The following is a 19,477-nucleotide window of genomic DNA, read 5'->3' as shown; positions in this document are numbered from 1 at the left end:
CAGGACGATCGGGAGCCCTGCCATGACTGCACAGAAGCTGGACGGAACCGCCACGGCGGCCGCGATCAAGGACGAGCTGCGCGTACGGGTCGCCGAGCTGGCCGAGCGGGGCGTGCGCCCCGGCCTGGGCACGGTCCTGGTCGGTGACGACCCCGGGTCGCGCTGGTACGTCAACGGCAAGCACAAGGACTGCGCGGAGGTCGGCATCGAGTCGATCCGGGTGGACCTGCCGGCCAGCGCCAGCCAGGACGAGATCGAGGACGCCGTCCGCACGCTCAACGCCGACCCGGCCTGCACCGGCTACATCGTGCAGCTTCCGCTGCCGAAGGGCCGCGACGAGAACCAGGTGCTGGGGCTGATCGACCCCGCCAAGGACGCCGACGGGCTGCACCCCACCAACCTCGGGTGGCTGGTCCTGGGCAAGGAGGCGCCGCTGCCGTGCACGCCGTTCGGGATCGTCGAGCTGCTGCGCCGCCACGGGGTCGAGATCGCCGGTGCCGAGGTCGTGGTCGTCGGTCGCGGGGTCACGGTCGGGCGGCCGCTGGGCCTGCTGCTGACCCGCCGCTCCGAGAACGCCACCGTGACCCTGTGCCACACCGGCACCCGCGACCTGGCCGCGCACGTGCGTGGTGCCGACATCGTGGTGGCCGCCGCGGGCGTGCCCGGCATCATCACGGGCGACATGGTCAAGCCCGGGGCCGCGCTGCTCGACGTCGGCGTCTCCCGGGTCGACGGCAAGCTCGCCGGGGACCTGGCCGCCGATGTCTGGGACGTCGCCGGCTGGGTCTCGCCCAACCCCGGCGGCGTCGGCCCGATGACCCGGGCGATGCTGCTGTCCAACATCGTCACGGCGGCCGAGAAGGCACTGGTCTGAGCGCCGTGGACCCCGCGCCGGAGACCCCTGGCGAGCCGGTCGCCGTACCCTCCGAGGAGGAGGTGGCGGCCGAGCTCGAGCAGGCCCGGGCCGAGGCGGACGCGCGGCGTCGCTACCCCTCCACGATCGGCGGGATGTTCTACATCCTGATCATGGTCCTGGCCGCGATCGGGCTCGCGGTGGCGGCCACCGGCAACTGGCGCGCCGGCGTGCGCTGGATCGCCGTCGCGCTGGAGGCGGGTGCGCTGCTGCGGCTGGTGCTGCCCGCCCGGGACGCCGGGATGCTGGCGGTGCGGCACCGGATCTTCGACGTCCTCGCCCTCGCGCTCGTGGGCGGCGTGCTGTTCTTCCTGGCCCAGACCATCCCGGACCAGCCGGTCTGAGGACGGCCGGGGCGAGGTCCCCGGACGTGTCCTCCCCAGAACGACGACGGCCCGCCCCCACCAGGGGACGGGCCGTCGCTACGTCGAGGCTCAGATCAGGCCGAGCTGACGGACCGCGTCGCGCTCCTCGACCAGTTCGGCGACCGAGGCGTCGATCCGGCCGCGGGAGAAGTCGTCGATCTCCAGGCCCTGCACGATTTCCCAGTCCCCGCCCCGGGTGGTGACCGGGAACGAGGACACCACGCCCTCGGGGACGCCGTACGAGCCGTCCGAGGCGACGGCCATCGAGACCCAGTCGCCGGCGGCGGAGCCGTGCAGCCAGTCCCGGGCGGCGTCGATGGTCGCGGAGGCCGCCGAGGCGGCCGAGGAGGAGCCCCGCGCCTCGATGATCGCCGCGCCCCGCTTGGCGACGGTCGGGATGAAGTCGTTCTCCAGCCAGTCCTGGTCGCCGACGACCTCGGCGGCGTTGCGACCGCCGACCTCGGCGTGGAACAGGTCGGGGTACTGGGTGGCCGAGTGGTTGCCCCAGATCGTCATCTTGGTGATGTCGCCGACCGGGGCGCCGGTCTTCGCGGCGAGCTGGGAGATGGCCCGGTTGTGGTCGAGCCGGGTCAGCGCCGAGAACCGGTCGCGGGGGATGTCAGGGGCGTTGCTCAGCGCGATCAGCGCGTTCGTGTTCGCCGGGTTGCCGGTGACCCCGATCCGGACGTCGTCGGCGGCGACCTTGTTCAGCGCCGCGCCCTGGGCGGTGAAGATCGCCCCGTTGGCCTCCAGCAGGTCCGCGCGCTCCATCCCCTTCGACCGGGGGCGGGCACCGACCAGCAGGGCGAGGTTCACCCCGTCGAAGATCCGCTCGGCGTCGTCGCCGATCTCCACGCCCGCCAGCGTCGGGAACGCGCAGTCGTCGAGCTCCATGACCACGCCCTCGAGTGCCTTGAGCGCCGGGCTGATCTCCAGCAGCCGCAGCTCGACCGGGCGGTCGCCGAGGGCGCCGCTCGCGAGCCGGAACAGCAGGCTGTAGCCGATCTGGCCGGCAGCACCGGTCACGGCCACCTTGAGTGGGGTTGAGCTCACGTCGACTCCTCGTCCAAAGCGGGAACGGTCCGGGCTCGACGCTAGCAGCGCAGCGGGGCGGGTGCGGGTGATCGCGGCGGGCGGGGATCCCCGGTTCAGCGCGGAGTGACCGAGGAGTGCGCCGCGGTGGCGGCGGGGGCCGGGCGCGCCGGTCGGGGAGAATGGCGCCATGCCCGCCCGTACGCCGCTCGCCGCGGCCCTGCTGCTCGTGGCCGGCCTGACCGGCTGCGCGTCCTCACCGGGGACGGTGCCGCCCAGCGGGGTGGACCAGCTCGTGGTCCCGACCCCCACGCCGGACCCGGGGGACTTCGTCGACGTCGTCGACAACCCCTGGTTCCCGCTCGAGCCGGGCAGTCGGCAGCGGTGGACGATCGACGGCGAGCCCGAGGGCGGTCTGCGCGTCGAGGTGCTCGCCGGGCCCCGGACGGCGGGCGTGGCCACGACGGCGGTGCGCACGACGGCGACTCTCGACCCGGCCGGGGGAGAGGGCTGGTCGGCCGACCTGGGCACCGACTACTACGGCCAGGACCGGGACGGCAATGTCTGGTGGTTCGGCCACGAGGGCGAGTGGCGGGCCGGCGTGGACGGCGCCGAGGCCGGCCTGGTGGTGCCCGCCCGGCCGCGGACCGGCGACGGCTACCGGATGGCGTTCCTGGCCGGGGTGGTCGAGGACCGGGCGGAGGTCCTCGCCGCCGGGGCCGACCTGCTCGAGATCGAGCGGATCCCCGAGGACGGGGCCCGCAGCGTCACGCACTACGAGCGCGGGCTCGGTCCGGTCCGGGTCGAAACCAGCGACGGGGTCGCCGAGAGAATCTCGGACGACCCCGTCAGCCGGTGACCCGGCGCTGACTACCTGCGGATCTGGGTCTGGCCGTCGTCGTCGGGCCACTGCCCGTGCTGACCCGGCTGCCCGGGCTGGCCGGGCTGACCCGGCTGCCCGGGCTGACCCGGCTGCCCGTACTGGCCGTGCTGGCCGGGCTGGGGCTGGCCGGGCTGGGCCTGGCCGTACTGGCCCTGCTCCGGCTGGGTGCCCTGCTGCGGGGCCTGCGGAGCCGGCGGCTGCTGCTGGGCCGGGATCCACTGCTGGGACTGCGGGTCCCACTGCCAGCCGTCCTGGATGATCGGCTCCGGGCCCCACTGCTGGGTCGCGGTGCCCTGAGCGCCCTGGGCGGCCTGCCCCTGGTTCCAGTTCGGCTGCTGGTTCCACTGCTGCTGGTACTGGTCCTGGCTGCTCCCCGGGGCCGAGGCCCGAGCGGAGCGCTGCGCGAAGGTCAGGCCGGAGCCGGGCACCGGGTCGGTGTCGCGGCCGAACAGCGCCGGGTAGGCGAGGCCGGCCACCGCGGCACCGAGCAGCGGGGCGAGGATGAACAGCCACAGGTCGGCGAGGGCGTCGGTGCCGGCGAACAGGGCCGGGCCGATCGAGCGGGCCGGGTTCACCGAGGTGCCGGTGGCGGAGATCGCCACCAGGTGCACAGCGGTCAGCGTGAATCCGATCGCGAGCGGGGCCAGGCCGGGGTGCTCGTTGCGGCCGTCGGTCACGGCGAGGATCACCAGGACGAAGATCGCGGTCAGGAGCAGCTCCAGGAACAGCGCCGCCCACCAGGCGTAGCCGCCGTCGCCGAAGAAGTTCTGCCCCATGTTGTTGGTGGCGTCGTAGCCGTCGAAGCCGTGCAGCAGCGCGAAGAGCGCCGCGGCGCCGAGGATCGCACCCACCAGCTGCGCGACGATGTAGATGCCGGCGTCGCGCCAGGCCACCCGGCCGCTGAGCGCGGCCGCGACCGAGACGGCCGGGTTGAAGTGGCCGCCGGAGACGCGGCCGAACGCATAGATCATCACCAGGACGGCGAGGCCGAAGGCCATCGCGATGCCCAGGATGTCGAACTCCCCGCCGCTCGCGGCGTACACGGCGCTCCCGCAGCCGATGAAGACCAGGACGAAGGTGCCGATGGCCTCGGCGGCGATCTTCTGTCCCAGGGTCGGGGCCGCCGGTTCGGCGGCTTCGGTCGTGACGCTGGCGGCGTTGGCGCCGGTGTGTTCGGTCAAGGCTGCTCCTCGGAACGGGCCCCGCGGTCCGGGGGATCGCCACTCTAGTGGACCTGGGGCGCGTTGCCGAGCGCCCCGCCGGGTGCGAGGGTGAGGGAATCGCCGCCGTCAGGTATCTTGACGTCGAGAAACTTTTTTCCAGTGCTCAATCCCAGTGCTCAGGAGCAGCCGTTCATGGCCAAGATCATCTACACGCACACGGACGAGGCGCCGCTGCTGGCGACGTACTCCCTTCTCCCGATCATCCAGGCGTACGCCGCGAAGGCCGGGGTCGAGGTCGAGACCCGCGACATCTCCGTCGCCGCGCGCATCCTGGCCCAGTTCGGCCTCGCCGACGACGCGCTGGGTGAGCTCGGCCAGCTGGCCACCACGCCCGAGGCCAACATCATCAAGCTGCCGAACATCTCCGCCTCGATCCCGCAGCTCAAGGCCGCGATCGCGGAGCTGCGGGGCAAGGGCTACGACATCCCGGACTACCCCGAGCACCCCACGACCGACGAGGAGCGGGACGCCCGCGCCAAGTACGACACGGTCAAGGGCTCCGCGGTCAACCCGGTCCTGCGCGAGGGCAACTCCGACCGCCGCGCGCCGGCCTCGGTGAAGAACTACGCCAAGGCCCACCCGCACCGCATGGGTGCCTGGAGCGCCGACTCGAAGACCAACGTCGCCACGATGGGCGAGCGCGACTTCTTCGCCAACGAGAAGTCCGTGGTGATCCCGGCCGACGACACACTCACGATCAAGCTGGTCGGCGCCGACGGCACCGAGACCGTGCTCAAGGACGGCCTGAAGGTCCTCGCCGGCGAGGTCGTCGACGCGACGTTCATGGACGTCGCCGCGCTGCGCCGCTTCCTCACCGAGCAGGTCGCCCGGGCCAAGGCCGAGGGCGTGCTGTTCTCCGCCCACCTCAAGGCCACGATGATGAAGGTCTCCGACCCGATCATCTTCGGCCACGTGGTGCAGGCGTTCTTCCCGACCCTCTTCGAGCAGTACGGCGAGCAGATCAAGGCCGCCGGCCTGTCCCCGAACGACGGCCTCGGCGCGCTGCTCTCCGCCGTGGAGAAGCTCCCCGAGGGCGAGGCCATCAAGGCAGCGGTCCAGCAGGGCCTCGCCGACGGCCCCGCGCTGGCGATGGTCGACTCCGACAAGGGCATCACCAACCTGCACGTGCCCTCCGACGTCATCATCGACGCCTCGATGCCGGCGATGATCCGCACCTCGGGCCACATGTGGGGCCCGGACGGCGAGGAGCACGACACCCTCGCGGTCATCCCGGACTCCTCCTACGCCGGCGTCTACCAGACCGTTCTCGACGACTGCCGCGCGAACGGCGCCTTCGACCCCTCGACCATGGGCTCGGTCCCGAACGTCGGGCTGATGGCCAAGGCCGCGGAGGAGTACGGCTCCCACGACAAGACCTTCGAGATCCCGGCCGCCGGGACCGTGCAGGTCGTCAACTCCGCCGGCGAGGTGCTGCTCTCCCACGACGTGCAGCCCGGCGACATCTGGCGCGCCTGCCAGACCAAGGACGCGCCGATCCGCGACTGGGTCAAGCTCGCCGTCTCCCGCGCCCGTGCCACCGGCTCCCCGGCGGTCTTCTGGCTCGACGAGAACCGCGCGCACGACGCCAACCTGATCGCCAAGGTCAAGGAGTACCTCCCCGAGCACGACACCGAGGGCCTGACCATCGAGATCATGGCGCCGGCCGCGGCCTGCGCGTACTCGCTGGAGCGGATCCGCAAGGGCGAGGACACCATCTCGGTGACCGGCAACGTGCTGCGCGACTACAACACCGACCTGTTCCCGATCCTCGAGCTCGGCACCTCGGCGAAGATGCTCTCGGTCGTCCCGCTGATGAACGGTGGCGGGCTCTTCGAGACCGGCGCCGGCGGCTCGGCGCCCAAGCACGTCCAGCAGCTGGTCAAGGAGAACTACCTGCGCTGGGACAGCCTGGGCGAGTTCTTCGCGCTGGTGCCGTCCCTGGAGCTGTACGCCGAGCAGGCCGGCACCCCGGGGGCAAAGGTCCTCGCGGCCGCCCTGGACCGGGCCACGGAGACCTTCCTCAACGAGGACAAGTCCCCGACCCGGCGCGTCGGCGGGATCGACAACCGCGGCTCGCACTTCTACCTGGCCCTGTACTGGGCCGAGGAGCTGGCGAACCAGACCGAGGACGCCGAGCTGGCGGCCGCGTTCAAGCCGCTGGCCGAGAAGCTGCGCGCGGCGGAGGAGACGATCGTCGCCGAGCTCAACAGCGTGCAGGGCAGCCCCGTCGACATCGGCGGCTACTACCAGCCGGACGACGCCAAGGCCGAGGCCGTGATGCGGCCGAGCGCGACCCTGAACGAGGCGCTCGCCTCGTTCTGACCGGCTGACGCCTGAGCCCGGGCCCCCGCACCGACCGGTGCGGGGGCCCGGGCCGTCTGTCTGCGGGGCGGGCGCGCACGTGACAAAACGGGTGCGTGAGGTCGGTGCCGGCGCGTAGCGTTTCCCCCGATGAGCGCGCCCACGGCCGGGCGGCCGGGTCCCGTGCGGGACCGCGGGCCGGACGGGCCTCCCGATGCCCCTCGCCCCGACATCGATCCCCGGCGACGCGTCGACTGGCGACGCCTGCGCGGGCCGGTCGGTGCTGTCGCGATGGCCGCCTCCCTGCTGGCCGCGGTCGGGCAGGCGCTGGGTGCCGTCGTCGCGGGCCGGCTGGCCGGGGACGGGACCTGGTCGCTGGTCGGGGTGCTGGCCCTGTGCGTGGTCGGGGCCGCCGTGCTCGACGCCGCCGGCCGCACCGCCTGGGCCGGGGTCGTCGACCGTGCCGAGGGCCGGCTCCGGGCTGACCTGCTCGAGGCCGCCCTGCACCAGCCGCTCGACGCGCTCTCCGAGCAGGCCGTGGGCGAGGTGCTCGACCGGGTCGACGACGACACCCACGAGGTCGGGGTGCTGGTGCGCCGCCAGGTCTGGGAGGCGCTGCGCACGGTGTTCGCCAGCGGCCCCATGTGGATCGTCGCCGGCCTGACCTGGTGGCCGGCGTGGCTGCTGTTCCCGCTCGTGGCACTGCTGACCCTGGTCGTGGTGCGGCCGCTGCTGGCCGAGATCACCACCCGGAAGGTCGCCGAGGAGATCGCCTGGACCGACCACTCGGCTGCGCTCGAGGAGGGCATCACCGCCCGCGACGACCTGCGCACCAGCCTGGGGCAGGCGCACGTCGTACGCCGTTGCGCCGAGCTGTCCGCGCGCATCCACCGGCGGCTGCTGCGGGTGCTGGCGGTCGAGACCCGGCTGACCCGCCGCGCCGGCCTGCTCCTGCACGGTCTGCTGGCAGTGGTCGGGGTCGCCGGGGTGCTGCTGGTCGCCGACGGTGACATGTCGGTGACGCAGCTGGTGACCCTGTTCCTGGTGACGAGCACCTTCGTGGGCCAGGTCGACATGCTCGCCAGGCACCTGCCCGAGCTGCAGGAGGGCCTCGGGGCGCTGGTGCGGCTGCGCTCGATGCTGGCGGTCGAGCCCGAGCCGAGCGGCGGCAGGGAGCTGCCGGAGGGTCCCCTGGACCTCGCCTTCGAGGACCTGCACTTCGCCTACCCGGGCGGCGGCTTCGCGCTGCGCGGGGTCGACCTGCGGGTGCCGGCGGGGCACACGCTGGCGCTCGTCGGCCGCACCGGGTCGGGCAAGTCCACCCTGGCGGCCCTGCTCTCGCGTGCGGTCGACCCCGAGCCGGGGACCGTGCGGATCGGCGGCGTCGACGTCCTTGAGCTCGACCTGCAGCGGCTGCGGGCCGCCGTCGGCGTGGTCACCCAGCGCACCGAGATCCTCGCCGGCACCCTCGCCGAGAACCTCACGCTGTTCGCTCCCGTGGCCCGCGAGCGGGTCCAGGCGGCGGTCGCCGAGCTGGGGCTGGCGGAGTGGGTCGCCGGCCTGCCGGCCGGCCTGGACACCCCGCTCGGCCCGGGCGGCACCACGCTGTCGGCGGGGGAGGAGCAGCTGGTCGCCTTCGCCCGCCTGCTGGTCCGCGACGTCCGCGTCGTCGTGCTCGACGAGGCGACCGCGCGGATGGACCCGGTGACCGAGTCCCGGGTGGTGCGCGCCGCCGACCGGCTGCTGGCGGGGCGGACGGGCGTGCTGGTCGCCCACCGGCTCTCGACGACGGCCCGCGCCGACCAGGTCGCGGTGCTGGACGCCGGCCGGGTCGTCCAGCACGGCTCGCGGGCGCGCCTGGCGCGCGACCCGGGCCGGTTCCGCGACCTGCTGCTGGCCAGCGGCGCCGGTCCGGCCGATCCGGAGGCCGAGCGTGCCGGCGTGGACGCTGCGCCCGCCGGCGCGCCCGTGGGCGGCGCGCGGCGCAGCGGGCTGCCGCCCGCGCGGCCCGACGTGGCCGAGGGGCCGTCGCTGTCCCGCGGCATCGCCCACGCGCTGCTGGTGCGTCCGGCGTGGGGCGTGGTCGGGGCGCTGCTGTTCCTGGGCGCCACGCTGGTCGGCGCCTACGGGGCCGCCACCGGCTGGGTCTGGGGCCACCTGGTCATGGAGCTGCGCGACGGCGGGACCTCGGTGCCCCTCACCGTGGGGCTGGTCGCGAGCCTGCTCGCCGGTCCGGTGCTGCTGGCGGCGGCGTTCCTGCGCTATCCGCGGTGGTGGATCGAGGTGATGCTCCGGACCCGGATGTCGGTGCTGGTCGGCCAGACCGCCCAGCGCCGCCTGGACCGCACGCCGCCGGGGGAGGTGGTGGCCCGGGCGATGGACGCCGACCGCTTCGCGCGCTACGCCGACCGGTGGGTCGACGTGCTCAACGGGCTCGTGGTCGTGGTCGTCACGGCCGTGGTCGGCGGCACCGCGCTGGCCGGGCTGGTGCTGCTGGTGGTGATGGCGGCCTCCGCGCTCGCCTCGACGGCCGGCCGCCCGGTGGCGGGCCGCTCCGCCGCCGCGGCCTCGCTCGCCCGGGCCGGCTTCGGGCGCTCCCTGGTCTCGGCGCTGGAGTCCGCGCGCACTGTCAAGCTCGCCGCCGCCACGCCTGCGGTCCACGACCACCTGCGCCGGGTCGACGGCGGCCGGGTCGCGGCCGCGGTCCGGGAGCACCGGGTCCAGGCCCTCCTCGACGGCGTCCCGGTGGTCATGGTCCAGGGCGGCGTGGTCGCCGTGTGGGCGATCCTCGTGGCCGGCGGTTGGGACCTGGCCACCGCGCTGCTGGTGGCCAACGCTGTCAACGGGTTCGACTGGTTCGGTCGGGTGGCGGGCGCGGTCATCACCGAGGCGCCCGGGACCCGTGCCTGGCAGCAGGCGACTGCCCGGCTCGCCGGGGGCGCGGACCTGATGGACCTGCCACCCGGCGTGGACCTGGTCGCCGGGACCGCGCCGGCCCCCGCGTCGCCGGCCCGGGTCCCGCTGGAGCGCCTCGAGCTGCGCGACGTCGACGCAGTCCACGACGACGGCACCCGCGGGGTGCGCGGCGTGGACCTGAGCGTGGAGCGGGGCGAGCTGGTGCTGCTGGTCGGCCAGGTCGGCGCGGGCAAGTCCAGCCTCCTCGCCGCGCTCGCCGGGCTGGTGCACCACACCGGCCGGATCAGCTGGAACGGCGTGCCCGTGGACGATGCCGAGCTGTTCCTGCGCCCCGGCCAGGTGGCCCACGTCGCCCAGGTGCCGCGAGTGCTGTCGGGCAGCTTCACCGACAACGTCGCGCTGGGGCACGGCCGGGCCCTGGCGGCGGCCGTGACCGACGCCCGGCTCGACCACGACCTGCACGCCGCCGGGGGAGCGGACACCCTGGTCGGCCACCGCGGGGTCCGGCTCTCCGGCGGCCAGGTCCAGCGCCTCGCCCTGGCCCGGGCCCTCGCCGCCGGGGCAGAGCTGCTGCTCGCCGACGACGTCTCGAGCGCGCTCGACGCCCGTACCGAGGTCGAGCTCTGGGCCGCGCTGCGCGAGCGCGGGACCACCGTCCTCGGCGCCACCTCCAAGCGGGCGGCCCTGGAGCAGGCGGACCGGGTCGTGGTGCTCGTCGAGGGCCGGGTCGCCGCGGTCGGGCCGTGGGCGGAGCTGGCCGGCACCTGGGGCGACCTTGCGGGCTGAGCGGCCCCGCGCCGGGTCAGCCGCTCGCGGGCAGCGTCCCCAGCAGGTACCGCTCGGCCGCGCCGGACTGCTCCGCGAGGTCCCCGAGGGTGGAGGAGGCGGCGCCGTCCGTCTGCGGCGCACTGCCGTTCGCGGCGCCGTCCGCGGTGTCGAGCAGGTCGGCGGCCCGGGCCAGCGCCGCACGGTCGGCGGTGGCGGCGTCGACCATCGTGGTGAGGTCGCGCAGGCCGGAGCGGAGCCGCTCGAGCGCGGCGAGCTGGCGCTCGTCGAGGTGCTCGCGGTCCGGCACCAGCTCGTCCTGGGTCTGGCTGGCGTCTCGGTGCAGCGCGAGGAACTGCTGCACCGACGGGGAGCCGTCGGAGGCGGCCCGCAGCACGGCGGCCGTCGCCTCGGTCGCGTCCAGGACGCGCCGGCGCAGCGGCGCGGGCCGGAACGCCGGGACGACGGCGAAGCCGAGGACCACCCCGACGGCCACGGCGCAGGCGGTCAGCACGGCGTACTGGACGAGCAGCTCCCCGGGGTCGAGGTCGCGGGTGACCGCGTTGAACCCCACGCTGACGACCACCATGAACGCCGCGCCGAGAGCGGGCCGGGTGGTGATGTACCAGAGCCCCAGCACCAGAGCGACGGCCGCGATCTCGGTCAGGTAGCGCTCCGGCACGGTCAGCAGGATCACGGCGACGGCGGCCGAGCCGGCGACCACGCCGACGACCTTGGTCCGGGCCTTGCCGAGCGTGTCGCGCCAGCTCGCCTGGAGGATGGCGAAGGTGCTCAGCAGCACCGTGGAGATCAACGGGTCGCCCGGCTCGAGGTGGTAGGTGATCAGCAGCATCACCAGCAGCCCGAACGCCGTGCGGAAGGCGTGCCGCACCTGGATCGAGCGCAACCGGGCCGAGGGGTGCAGCACCGCGTCCCGGAACTCGTGCCGGCTCCCGCGGTCGAGGACGACGGGTGTCCGGTCGCGATCGTGGGCCGCGTGCTCCACGGAGTCCAGGGCCGCGTCGGCCCGCCGCACCGCGGACGCCTCAGCCGGACCGGCCCCGGGGGCCGGGGCCGCCGCGTCGCCGGCCGGGGGATGCTTGGCGCGGAGCTGCTCGGCCAGCTCCTCGGCCCGCGCGCGGAGCGCCGCGACGTCCCCGTCGGAGCCGGACCCCGCGGCGTCGAGCTCGTTCGCCCGTACGGCGAGCCGGTAGCGGGAGGCCCCCTCGAGTGCCTGGGCGAGCCAGCGCTGCCGGCCGTCGCTGAGCCAGGTGTCGAAGGCGGTCGAGGTGGCCGCCGCCGGGTCGTCGGCGACGAGGACCTCGGCGACCTGCTCCCGGGTGGGCTTCGACGGGTCGGAGACCCCGAGCAGCAGCCGAACCAGCAGGGCCACCAGGACCCCGGCGACGGCGGCCGCGATCACCTGCTGATGGTCCGTCACCCCGTGGGGGGCGTAGGCGTAGGCGTACACGGTGGTCATCCCGAGGCCGAGCCCGGCGTGGGCGAAGCGCGGGCCCCGCAGCGGGAGGAGGGCCGCGACGAAGCCGAGGACCACGACCAGTGCGATCGCGGCCGGCCGCGACACCTCGGCCAGCAGCCGCGGGACGATCGCCGCGAACAGCAGGAGCGGCGCGATCAGCGCTGCCGCGCGCAGGTCGGCGCGCAGCGGCCCGCCCATGAAGGCGACCAGGGAGAACAGGGCCACCAGGCCGCCGATGATCGCGGCGGGTCCGGCATCGAAGGAGTCGGCGACGATGACCGCGGGCACGACCACGATCGACATCAGGATGATCAGCACCGGGCTGCCACCGGGCCTGTGCGCCTTCGTCGACTGCTGCTCCGGCGTCGTCTCGATGTCGCTCGCTCCGCTCACGGTCCCTCCTCCCGAGATGGGAAACCTGTGTGGGGGAAGTGTAGGGCTGGTGTGAGCTGCGTCTCGGTGATGGTGACGTGACCCGGCGGCCCGGGCGTCGGCGCGCGAGGTGGTCGATGCCACGGAATAGCGCGCCGCCGGGCCCGGTTTGGCCCGTCATGACCACGACCGCCGCCGACGGCACCGCCACCGACCGCACCGCGGCCGATCGCGGCGGGGCGCGTCACGTCAGTCTGGCGATCCTCGCCCTGGCGATGGGCGGGTTCACGATCGGCACCACCGAGTTCGTGACGATGGGGCTGCTGCCGCAGGTCGCCGACGGGGTGGACGTCTCGATCCCCGCCGCGGGGCACACGATCTCGGCCTACGCCCTCGGCGTGGTGATCGGCGCCCCGGTGCTGGCCTACTTCGGGGCCCGCTGGCCGCGCCGCGGCCTGCTGCTGGCGCTGATGGCGGCGTACGCCGTCTTCAACCTGCTCAGCGCCGCCGCTCCGTCCTACGAGGTCCTGACGCTGGCGCGCTTCCTCGACGGCCTGCCGCACGGCATCTACTTCGGCGTCGCCTCGCTGGTGGCGGCGAGCATGGTGCCGCCCGAGCGCACCGGGCGGGCGGTCGCCGCGGTGATGCTGGGGCTCTCGGTCGCCAACGTGGTCGGCGTGCCGGCGGCGACCTGGCTGGGGCAGCACCTCGGCTGGCGGGCGGCGTACGTCGCCGCGGCCGGGCTCGCGGTCCTGACCCTGGTGATGGTGCGCGCGTTCGTCCCGCCCACCCCGGGCGACCCCCACGCCACCGGCCGCCGCGAGCTGGCGGCCTTCGGCAGCCCCCAGGTGTGGCTGACGCTCGCGGCCGGCGCGGTCGGCTTCGGCGGCATGTTCGCGGTGTACTCCTACATCAGCCCCACCGTCACCGAGGTCGGCGGCCTGGGGGAGTCCACGGTCCCGGTGTTCCTGCTGGCCTTCGGCCTCGGCATGGTCGCCGGCACCTGGCTGGCCGGCGAGCTGGCGGGCTGGTCGGTGTTCGGCTCGCTGCTCGCGGGCGCCGGCGGCACCGCCGTCGTGATGGTGCTGTTCTACCTCGCCGCCCCGCACGGCTGGTGGGCGCTGCCGGTCGTCTTCGCGATCACCGCCCTGGGCTCGGTCCTGGTGGTGAACCTCCAGCTACGGCTGATGGACGTGGCCGGCGAGGCCAAGACACTCGGCGCCGCGATGAACCACGCCTCGCTCAACGTCGCCAACGCGCTCGGTGCCTGGCTGGGCGGCCTGGTGATCGCCGCCGGCTACGGCTACCGCTCGACCGCGCTGGTCGGCGTCGGGCTCTCCCTGCTCGGGGTGCTGGTGCTGGTCTGGTCGGCCCTGGCTCAGCGGCGTACGGACGCGGCCGACGCGTCCTAGGCGACGGGACGCTCGCTCTCAGCCGGAGCCGCCGTCGGGGCCGGGTCGGCGCTGTCGGCGGCTCGGTCCTCGGCGTCCAGGTCCTTGCAGATCAGGTAGATCTCGTGCAGCACCTCGTTGAGGGTGCGCACCAGGACCACGAACAGGGCTGGGACGACAGCGGTCGGCAGGTCCAGCGCGATGCCCCACTCGACCAGCTGCTCGCCGGCCGGCTGAGCCCACCTGTCCCCCAGCGGGGCGGGCTCCCAGCCGTGGGCCACCAGCCGCTCCCAGGCCTGGGCCGAGCCCAGGCCCAGCCCGCCGCCGGCGACCAGCAGCAGGAAGCGCCACGCGAAGGCCCCGACGGGGCCGCCCCGACCGGGGACCGGCGAGCCGTGGCGGCGCCAGGACAGGACCAGCCCGATGGCGACACTGACCCCGACGGCGGCGATGCTGAGGACCGAGCCGAGGTCCCAGGACACCTGCCTCGCGATGTTCGTCGTCAGGCTCGCCACCGTGCCGATCACCGTGATCACGACCAGGAGCACGCCGGCGCCGGCCTGGAAGCCCTGCTCCCGGCTCGCTGCTCTCACCAGACCCGGCACGGTCGGAGCGGCGAGCACCATCAGCACCGAAGCCTCGACCGCGTAGGTCATCAGCAGGTCCGGGGTCTCCAGCCGGCCGTCGAGGACCAGCCACAGCGGCAGCAGGTTGACCACCAGGAGCGTCGGCACGGCGCTCCAGCGCGGCACGGGCGCGATCACGGGGCCACCACCTCCACGGAGGAGACCAGGAGCGGGTCGTCGAGCTCGCCCTCCGCCGCGAGCCGGCAGCGCAGGGTCCCCTCCTTGGGCGCGCCGTCGGTGCCCCCGCGCCCGACGTGGCGGAAGTCGGCCTCGATCGTGTTCGGACCCACGAAGCGGGGGTCCTCGACGTCGTAGGACCACTGTCGGCCGTCGTTGAGCAGCGCGCCCAGGCAGCCGTCCAGGGTGTCCTGGTCCAGGACCCGGTCGTGCTGGCTCAGGGAGGACCAGACCCCCAGCAGCAGGAAGCTGAGCACCAGGTTGGCGAGGACGAGGGCGAGCATCGCCCACCAGCGACGGCGTGGCGGATGTGACACGAGCGGTGAACCTACCCACGTCGCACCGGTCCATGCCTGGCCCCCGTTCAGCGCGGATTCGGATCATCCGCGAGAATGGAGACGTGTCCAGCCCCGCCCCCGCCGCCCGCCCCCGGGTCCTCTCCGGGATCCAGCCGACCGCCGACTCGTTCCACTTCGGCAACTACCTCGGCGCGCTGCGGCAGTGGGTGGACCTGCAGGAGGAGCACCAGCCGTTCTTCTTCATCGCCGACCAGCACGCGATCACCGTGGAGCAGGACCCCAAGGTGCTCCGGGAGCGCTGCCTGCGCGCGGCCGCCCAGCTGCTCGCCGCGGGCGTCGATCCCGCCCGGTCGGCGATCTTCATGCAGAGCCACGTCCCGGCGCACGCCCAGCTCGCCTGGGTGCTGCAGTGCCTGACCGGGTTCGGCGAGGCCCGCCGGATGACCCAGTTCAAGGACAAGTCCGCGAAGGGCGGCGAGGGCGCGGCCAGCGTCGGGCTCTTCACCTACCCGATCCTGATGGCCGCCGACATCCTGCTCTACCGGCCCCAGTACGTCCCGGTGGGGGAGGACCAGCGCCAGCACCTCGAGCTGACCCGCGACCTCGCCCAGCGGTTCAACAGCCGCTACAAGAAGACGTTCCGGCTGCCGGAGCCGTACATCCTCAAGACCACCGCCAAGATCGGGGACCTGCAGGACCCGACCCGCAAGATGTCGAAGTCGGCGTCCTCGCCGGCCGGGATCGTCGAGATGCTCGACGACCCGAAGGTGAGTGCGAAGAAGATCCGCTCGGCGGTCACCGACTCCGAGGCGGAGGTGCGCTTCGACCCGGAGGCCAAGCCCGGCGTCTCGAACCTGCTCACGATCTACTCCGCCCTCACCGGGACCGGCGTCGAGGAGCTCGCCGAGCAGTACGCCGGGCGCGGCTACGGCGACCTGAAGGGCGATCTCGCCGACGTGGTGGTCGAGTTCGTCACGCCGTTCCGGGAGCGCACCCTGGAGCTGCTGGAGGACCAGGACTACCTGGGCAAGGTGCTGCGCGACGGTGCCGAGCAGGCGGCGGCGGTCGCCGAGCGGACCCTCGCGGACGTCTACGAGCGCGTCGGCTTCGCCGCGCCCCTGCGGTAGGGCTGGGTAGGGTCAGCGCGTGCCAACCATCGGAGTCGCCGTCGCGATCCCGGAGCCCTGGGCCTCCCAGCTCCAGGACTACCGCACCAGCGTGGGAGACGTCACCGCGACGATGATCCCCACCCACATCACGCTGGTGCCGCCCACCGAGGTGGCCGAGGCAGACCTGGCAGCGGTCGTCGGGCATCTGGAGAGCGTCGCCGCGAACGTCGCGTCGTTCTCGGTGCACCTGCGCGGCACCGGCACCTTCCGCCCGGTGTCCCCGGTGGTGTTCGTGACCCTGGTGCGCGGCATCTCCGAGTGCGAGCAGCTCGCGGCAGCGGTGCGGTGCGGGCCGCTGGCCGTCGACCTGGCCTTCCCGTACCACCCGCACGTCACCGTCGCCCACGACCTCGCCGACGACCGCCTGGACCAGGCGTTCAAGGAGCTTTCCGGCTTCGAGTGCGAGTTCGACGTCGACGACTTCCACCTCTACGCCCACGACGACGGCACCGGCTGGCATCCCACCAGCACCTTCGTGCTGACGGGCCTCGAGACGGCGTCCCGGACCGCGGAGGCCTGACGCGGTGGCGCCCCTCGGGGAGGCCGTCGGCGACCGGGTCGTGGCGCTGCGGCGGCGTCGGCCGGTCGTCGACCACGTCGTGCGGATGCAGCAGCACTACGGCGACGTCAAGGCCGGCCAGCAGGCCGGGGCGGTCACCTACTACGCGTTCCTGTCGTTCTTCCCGGTGCTCGCGCTGTCGTTCTTCGCGGTCGGCTACCTCTCCGAGGTGGTGCCCGACGCCGACGGCACCCTGATCCGGGCGATCAAGCAGGTCGTGCCGGGCCTGGTCGGGTCGGGCGAGGGGCAGGTCTCGCTGACCGACATCCAGGACGCCGCCGGGGCCGTGGGCGTGCTCGGTCTGGTCGGCGTCCTGTACTCCGGCCTGGGGTGGGTCTCGGCGCTGCGGGACGCGCTGCTGACGGTCTTCGAGAAGCCGTCCGCCGAGCAGCCCAGCTGGGTCGCCGGCAAGCTCCGCGACCTGCTGGCCCTGGTGGTCCTCGGCGTGGTGCTGTTCGTGGCGGTCGGCGTCTCCGGGCTCGTCGCGGGCTTCTCCGACGACGTCTTGGACCTGCTCGGTCTCGGCACCGAGCTCGGCATCCTGGTGAAGCTGCTGACGGTCGTGCTCGGCCTGGGCATGAACGCCGTGCTGTTCTACCTGATGTTCCGGCTGCTGGCGGCCCCCCACGTCCCGCGGTCATCGCTGTGGTCGGGGGCCGTGCTGGGCGCCGTGGCCTTCGAGCTGCTCAAGCAGCTCTCGGGGCAGCTGCTCTCGGTGACCAAGGACCAGCCCGCGTTCCAGGCGTTCGGCATCGCGCTGATCCTCGTGGTGTGGATGAACTACACCTCCCGGATGATCATGTACGCCGCGGCCTGGGCGTGGACCAGCCCCGCTGCCCGCGCCCTGCGCCAGGCCGAGCCCGCCGAGCCGGTCCAGGGCCCGCGGATGCCCTCGCGGGTCGAGGCGGCCGCCGTGAACGACGTCGCGCGGCCGACCCGGCTCGCCTCCTTCGTGGCCGGCGCCCTCACGGCGTCCGGTCTCCTCCACCTGATCCACCGTCGGAAGGACATCTAGTGAAGTTCGAGCGCAAGCACGCGATCCTGCTGCTCGCCGTTGCCGCCTGGAACGTCTTCAGCTTCGGCAACTTCGCGCGCAACCTCTACAACGCCTGGTCGGCGGGGGAGGACCGGGCCACCGGCTACTGGGTCGCCCACACCGTCCTGATCGTCGTGAACTTCGCCATCGCCGGGCTGCTGGGCTCCCTGGGCGTCAAGGCCCTGCGCGCCACCAAGCGCTGACGGTCCGGCCGCATCCGCTGGCTGCTGCAGCCGGTGGTCGAGCCGTGAAGGCGCCCTGGCGCCTGAGCGCGTCGAGACCACCGTTCACCGAACGAGGCGGCTGGGCGCCGCTGGGGTTGAGGGTCTTGGTTCCGCGGCGGGCCAGCTCCCATTTCTTGGGGTGACGGTCCCGCCTTCAGGTATCAGGATTTCTTTCCACATTCCGCGTCTCAGCCCTAGTGCTTCGAACGTGTGTTCGAGTAGAATGTGTTATGGCCATCGACCCGAACCCCGCCCCGCTCGGGGAGTGCGACAGCCCTGCCGCGGTGCTGGCCTTCGCCCGGTCCCAGCGGGCTGTGGCCGACCGTGCCGAGGTCGCCTTGCTCGAGGCTGCGGTCGCCTGGGCCGCCATGCACTCGACCGACTGCCTGGATGACGCGGCCTGCCTGCCGGGTGCGGAGGGTGAGGTCGCGATCGCGGGGCCGGGGGCTCCGCTGGTCACCGAGTTCGCCCCGCTGGAGCTGGGCGCCGCCCTGGGGATGTCCTCGGACGCGGCCCGGGCGATGCTCGGCGAGGCGGTCGAGCTCGCGCACCGGCTCCCCAAGACCTGGGCTGCGGTCCGCGCCGGCGAGGTGCCGGCGTGGCGGGGCCGCAAGGTCGCGGCGAACACCCTCTCGTTGCCCGCCGATGGTGCTGCCTACGTCGACACTCACGTCCACGCGGTGGCGGGGAAGATCGGGTACGCCGCCCTGGACCGGCTGATCGAGGAGGCCCGGGTCCGGTTCGACCCCGCAGGCGCGGAGGAGAAGCGGAAGGCTGCGGCCGACCGGCGTCACTTCGACCTCGACACCGGACGCGTCTCCTTCGCAGGCACCGTGACCGTGGACGGCGAGCTCGACCTCGCCGACGCCCTCGACCTCGACTCCGCGGTCGCCCGCGGTGCCCGGGTCCTCGGCGAGCTCGGCTGCGCGGAGTCCCTCGACGTACGCCGCTCCCTGGCCGTCGGCGAGATCGCCCGCCGCCAGCTCGCCCTGGACCTCGACACCACCCCGACCGAGGTCGCGGGCCTGTCCAAGCGCTGCCGGCCCCGCCAGGTCGTCGTCCACGTCCACCTCAGCGCCGCCGCCCTCGGCAGCCCCAGCGACGGGGATCTGCACCTGGCCCGGGTCGAGAACACCCGCTCGTTCGTCTCCGCGGACCAGGTGAAGACCTGGTGCGCCAGCCCCGACGCGCAGGTCATCGTGAAGCCGGTGATCGACCTGGCCGACGTCGACCACACCGACGCCTACGAGGTCCCCGACCGGATGGCCGAGCGGGTCGTCCTGAACAACCCGTGCTGTGTCTTCCCCTGGTGCACCCGCTCGGCCCGCCGCGCGGACACCGACCACGTCGTCCGGCACCGCCACGAACGTGAAGGACCACCGGGCGACGGCGAGTACGGCGAGACCACCGACCCCAACCTCGCACCCCTGTGCCGGACCCACCACCGGGCCAAGACCCACACCGCCTGGACCTACACCAAGCTCGACGAGACCACCTACCTGTGGCGATCCCCGAACGGCATCCACCTGCGCCGCGACCACACCGGCACCACCATCGTCACCACCTGACCGGGGTCTCGACACGCTCGCTGCGCTCACGGCTCGACCACCTGTCCTCGGTGGTCGAGCCGCGAAGGCGCCCTGGCGCCTGAGCGTGTCGAGGCCCCCGTACGCACCCATGGACCCGGGCACAGACCTGGCATCCGCCGACCGGGTCTCGACACGCTCGCTGCGCTCGCGGCTCGAC

16 protein-coding genes are annotated in these 19,477 nt (G+C 73.7%); 11 read left to right on the top strand and 5 right to left on the bottom strand.

Features of this window, described 5'->3' with window-relative positions; genetic code table 11:
- The first annotated feature begins 22 nt into the window (after positions 1–22).
- Both EBO35_RS15560 and EBO35_RS19765 read left to right on the top strand, forming a co-directional pair.
- Complete coding sequence (locus EBO35_RS15560; protein ID WP_122818524.1) at positions 23–874, top strand: bifunctional methylenetetrahydrofolate dehydrogenase/methenyltetrahydrofolate cyclohydrolase; 852 nt, start codon at positions 23–25, stop codon at positions 872–874.
- Positions 875–879: 5 nt separating this feature from the next.
- Positions 880–1,257, top strand: coding sequence for a DUF3017 domain-containing protein (locus tag EBO35_RS19765; RefSeq protein WP_206422581.1), 378 nt, complete (start codon positions 880–882; stop codon positions 1,255–1,257).
- Between the two features lie 90 nt (positions 1,258–1,347).
- On the opposite strand, the gene EBO35_RS15550 is transcribed toward EBO35_RS19765, so the two are convergent.
- Positions 1,348–2,331, bottom strand: coding sequence for a malate dehydrogenase (locus tag EBO35_RS15550; protein WP_122818523.1), 984 nt, complete (start codon positions 2,329–2,331; stop codon positions 1,348–1,350).
- Between the two features lie 169 nt (positions 2,332–2,500).
- On the opposite strand from EBO35_RS15550, the gene EBO35_RS15545 reads away from it, so the two are divergent.
- A complete protein-coding gene (locus tag EBO35_RS15545; protein ID WP_122818522.1) occupies positions 2,501–3,169 on the top strand; it encodes a hypothetical protein in 669 nt (222 codons plus the stop codon).
- 11 nt (positions 3,170–3,180) lie between these two features.
- Here the strand turns inward: EBO35_RS15545 and EBO35_RS15540 are convergent, their stop codons facing one another.
- Positions 3,181–4,374, bottom strand: coding sequence for an MIP/aquaporin family protein (locus EBO35_RS15540; RefSeq protein WP_206422580.1), 1,194 nt, complete (start codon positions 4,372–4,374; stop codon positions 3,181–3,183).
- Positions 4,375–4,548: 174 nt separating this feature from the next.
- Here EBO35_RS15540 and EBO35_RS15535 point away from each other — a divergent pair, with 174 nt between their 5' ends.
- Complete coding sequence (locus EBO35_RS15535; protein WP_122818521.1) at positions 4,549–6,738, top strand: NADP-dependent isocitrate dehydrogenase; 2,190 nt, start codon at positions 4,549–4,551, stop codon at positions 6,736–6,738.
- A 129-nt stretch (positions 6,739–6,867) separates the two neighbouring features.
- Entirely contained in the window at positions 6,868–10,419 is a 3,552-nt protein-coding gene (locus EBO35_RS15530) for an ATP-binding cassette domain-containing protein (protein ID WP_122818520.1), read from the top strand.
- A 16-nt stretch (positions 10,420–10,435) separates the two neighbouring features.
- Here EBO35_RS15530 and EBO35_RS15525 read toward each other — a convergent pair whose 3' ends face one another.
- The gene (locus EBO35_RS15525; protein ID WP_122818519.1) at positions 10,436–12,271 is read right to left on the bottom strand and encodes an FUSC family protein; all 1,836 of its coding nucleotides are present in this window, start codon (positions 12,269–12,271) and stop codon (positions 10,436–10,438) included.
- A 158-nt stretch (positions 12,272–12,429) separates the two neighbouring features.
- On the opposite strand from EBO35_RS15525, the gene EBO35_RS15520 reads away from it, so the two are divergent.
- Positions 12,430–13,662, top strand: coding sequence for an MFS transporter (locus tag EBO35_RS15520; RefSeq protein ID WP_122818518.1), 1,233 nt, complete (start codon positions 12,430–12,432; stop codon positions 13,660–13,662).
- On the opposite strand, the gene EBO35_RS15515 is transcribed toward EBO35_RS15520, so the two are convergent.
- On the bottom strand, positions 13,659–14,405 hold the full coding sequence (locus EBO35_RS15515) for a hypothetical protein (protein ID WP_122818517.1): 747 nt from the start codon (positions 14,403–14,405) through the stop codon (positions 13,659–13,661). The genes EBO35_RS15520 and EBO35_RS15515 overlap by 4 nt on opposite strands.
- Entirely contained in the window at positions 14,402–14,761 is a 360-nt protein-coding gene (locus EBO35_RS15510; protein WP_164477992.1) for a hypothetical protein, read from the bottom strand. The genes EBO35_RS15515 and EBO35_RS15510 overlap by 4 nt, the downstream gene beginning before the upstream one ends.
- 83 nt (positions 14,762–14,844) lie before the next feature.
- On the opposite strand from EBO35_RS15510, the gene trpS reads away from it, so the two are divergent.
- The 5 genes from trpS to EBO35_RS15485 all read left to right on the top strand — a co-directional run bounded on the left by trpS (position 14,845) and on the right by EBO35_RS15485 (position 19,299).
- Positions 14,845–15,870, top strand: coding sequence for a tryptophan--tRNA ligase (trpS, locus tag EBO35_RS15505; RefSeq protein ID WP_241153729.1), 1,026 nt, complete (start codon positions 14,845–14,847; stop codon positions 15,868–15,870).
- Between the two features lie 19 nt (positions 15,871–15,889).
- Positions 15,890–16,432: a 2'-5' RNA ligase family protein gene (locus EBO35_RS15500; RefSeq protein WP_122818514.1), complete on the top strand. Its 543-nt coding sequence runs from the start codon at positions 15,890–15,892 to the stop codon at positions 16,430–16,432.
- A gap of 4 nt (positions 16,433–16,436) precedes the next feature.
- Entirely contained in the window at positions 16,437–17,486 is a 1,050-nt protein-coding gene (locus EBO35_RS15495; RefSeq protein WP_241153728.1) for a YihY/virulence factor BrkB family protein, read from the top strand.
- On the top strand, positions 17,486–17,710 hold the full coding sequence (locus tag EBO35_RS15490) for an SCO4848 family membrane protein (protein ID WP_122818513.1): 225 nt from the start codon (positions 17,486–17,488) through the stop codon (positions 17,708–17,710). The genes EBO35_RS15495 and EBO35_RS15490 overlap by 1 nt, the downstream gene beginning before the upstream one ends.
- A gap of 251 nt (positions 17,711–17,961) precedes the next feature.
- A complete protein-coding gene (locus EBO35_RS15485; protein WP_122818512.1) occupies positions 17,962–19,299 on the top strand; it encodes an HNH endonuclease in 1,338 nt (445 codons plus the stop codon).
- The last annotated feature ends 178 nt before the right edge of the window (positions 19,300–19,477 follow it).

Source organism: Nocardioides pantholopis, from assembly GCF_003710085.1.
GTDB lineage: Bacteria > Actinomycetota > Actinomycetes > Propionibacteriales > Nocardioidaceae > Nocardioides > Nocardioides pantholopis.
This window is presented reverse-complemented; position numbering and strand designations above follow the sequence as displayed.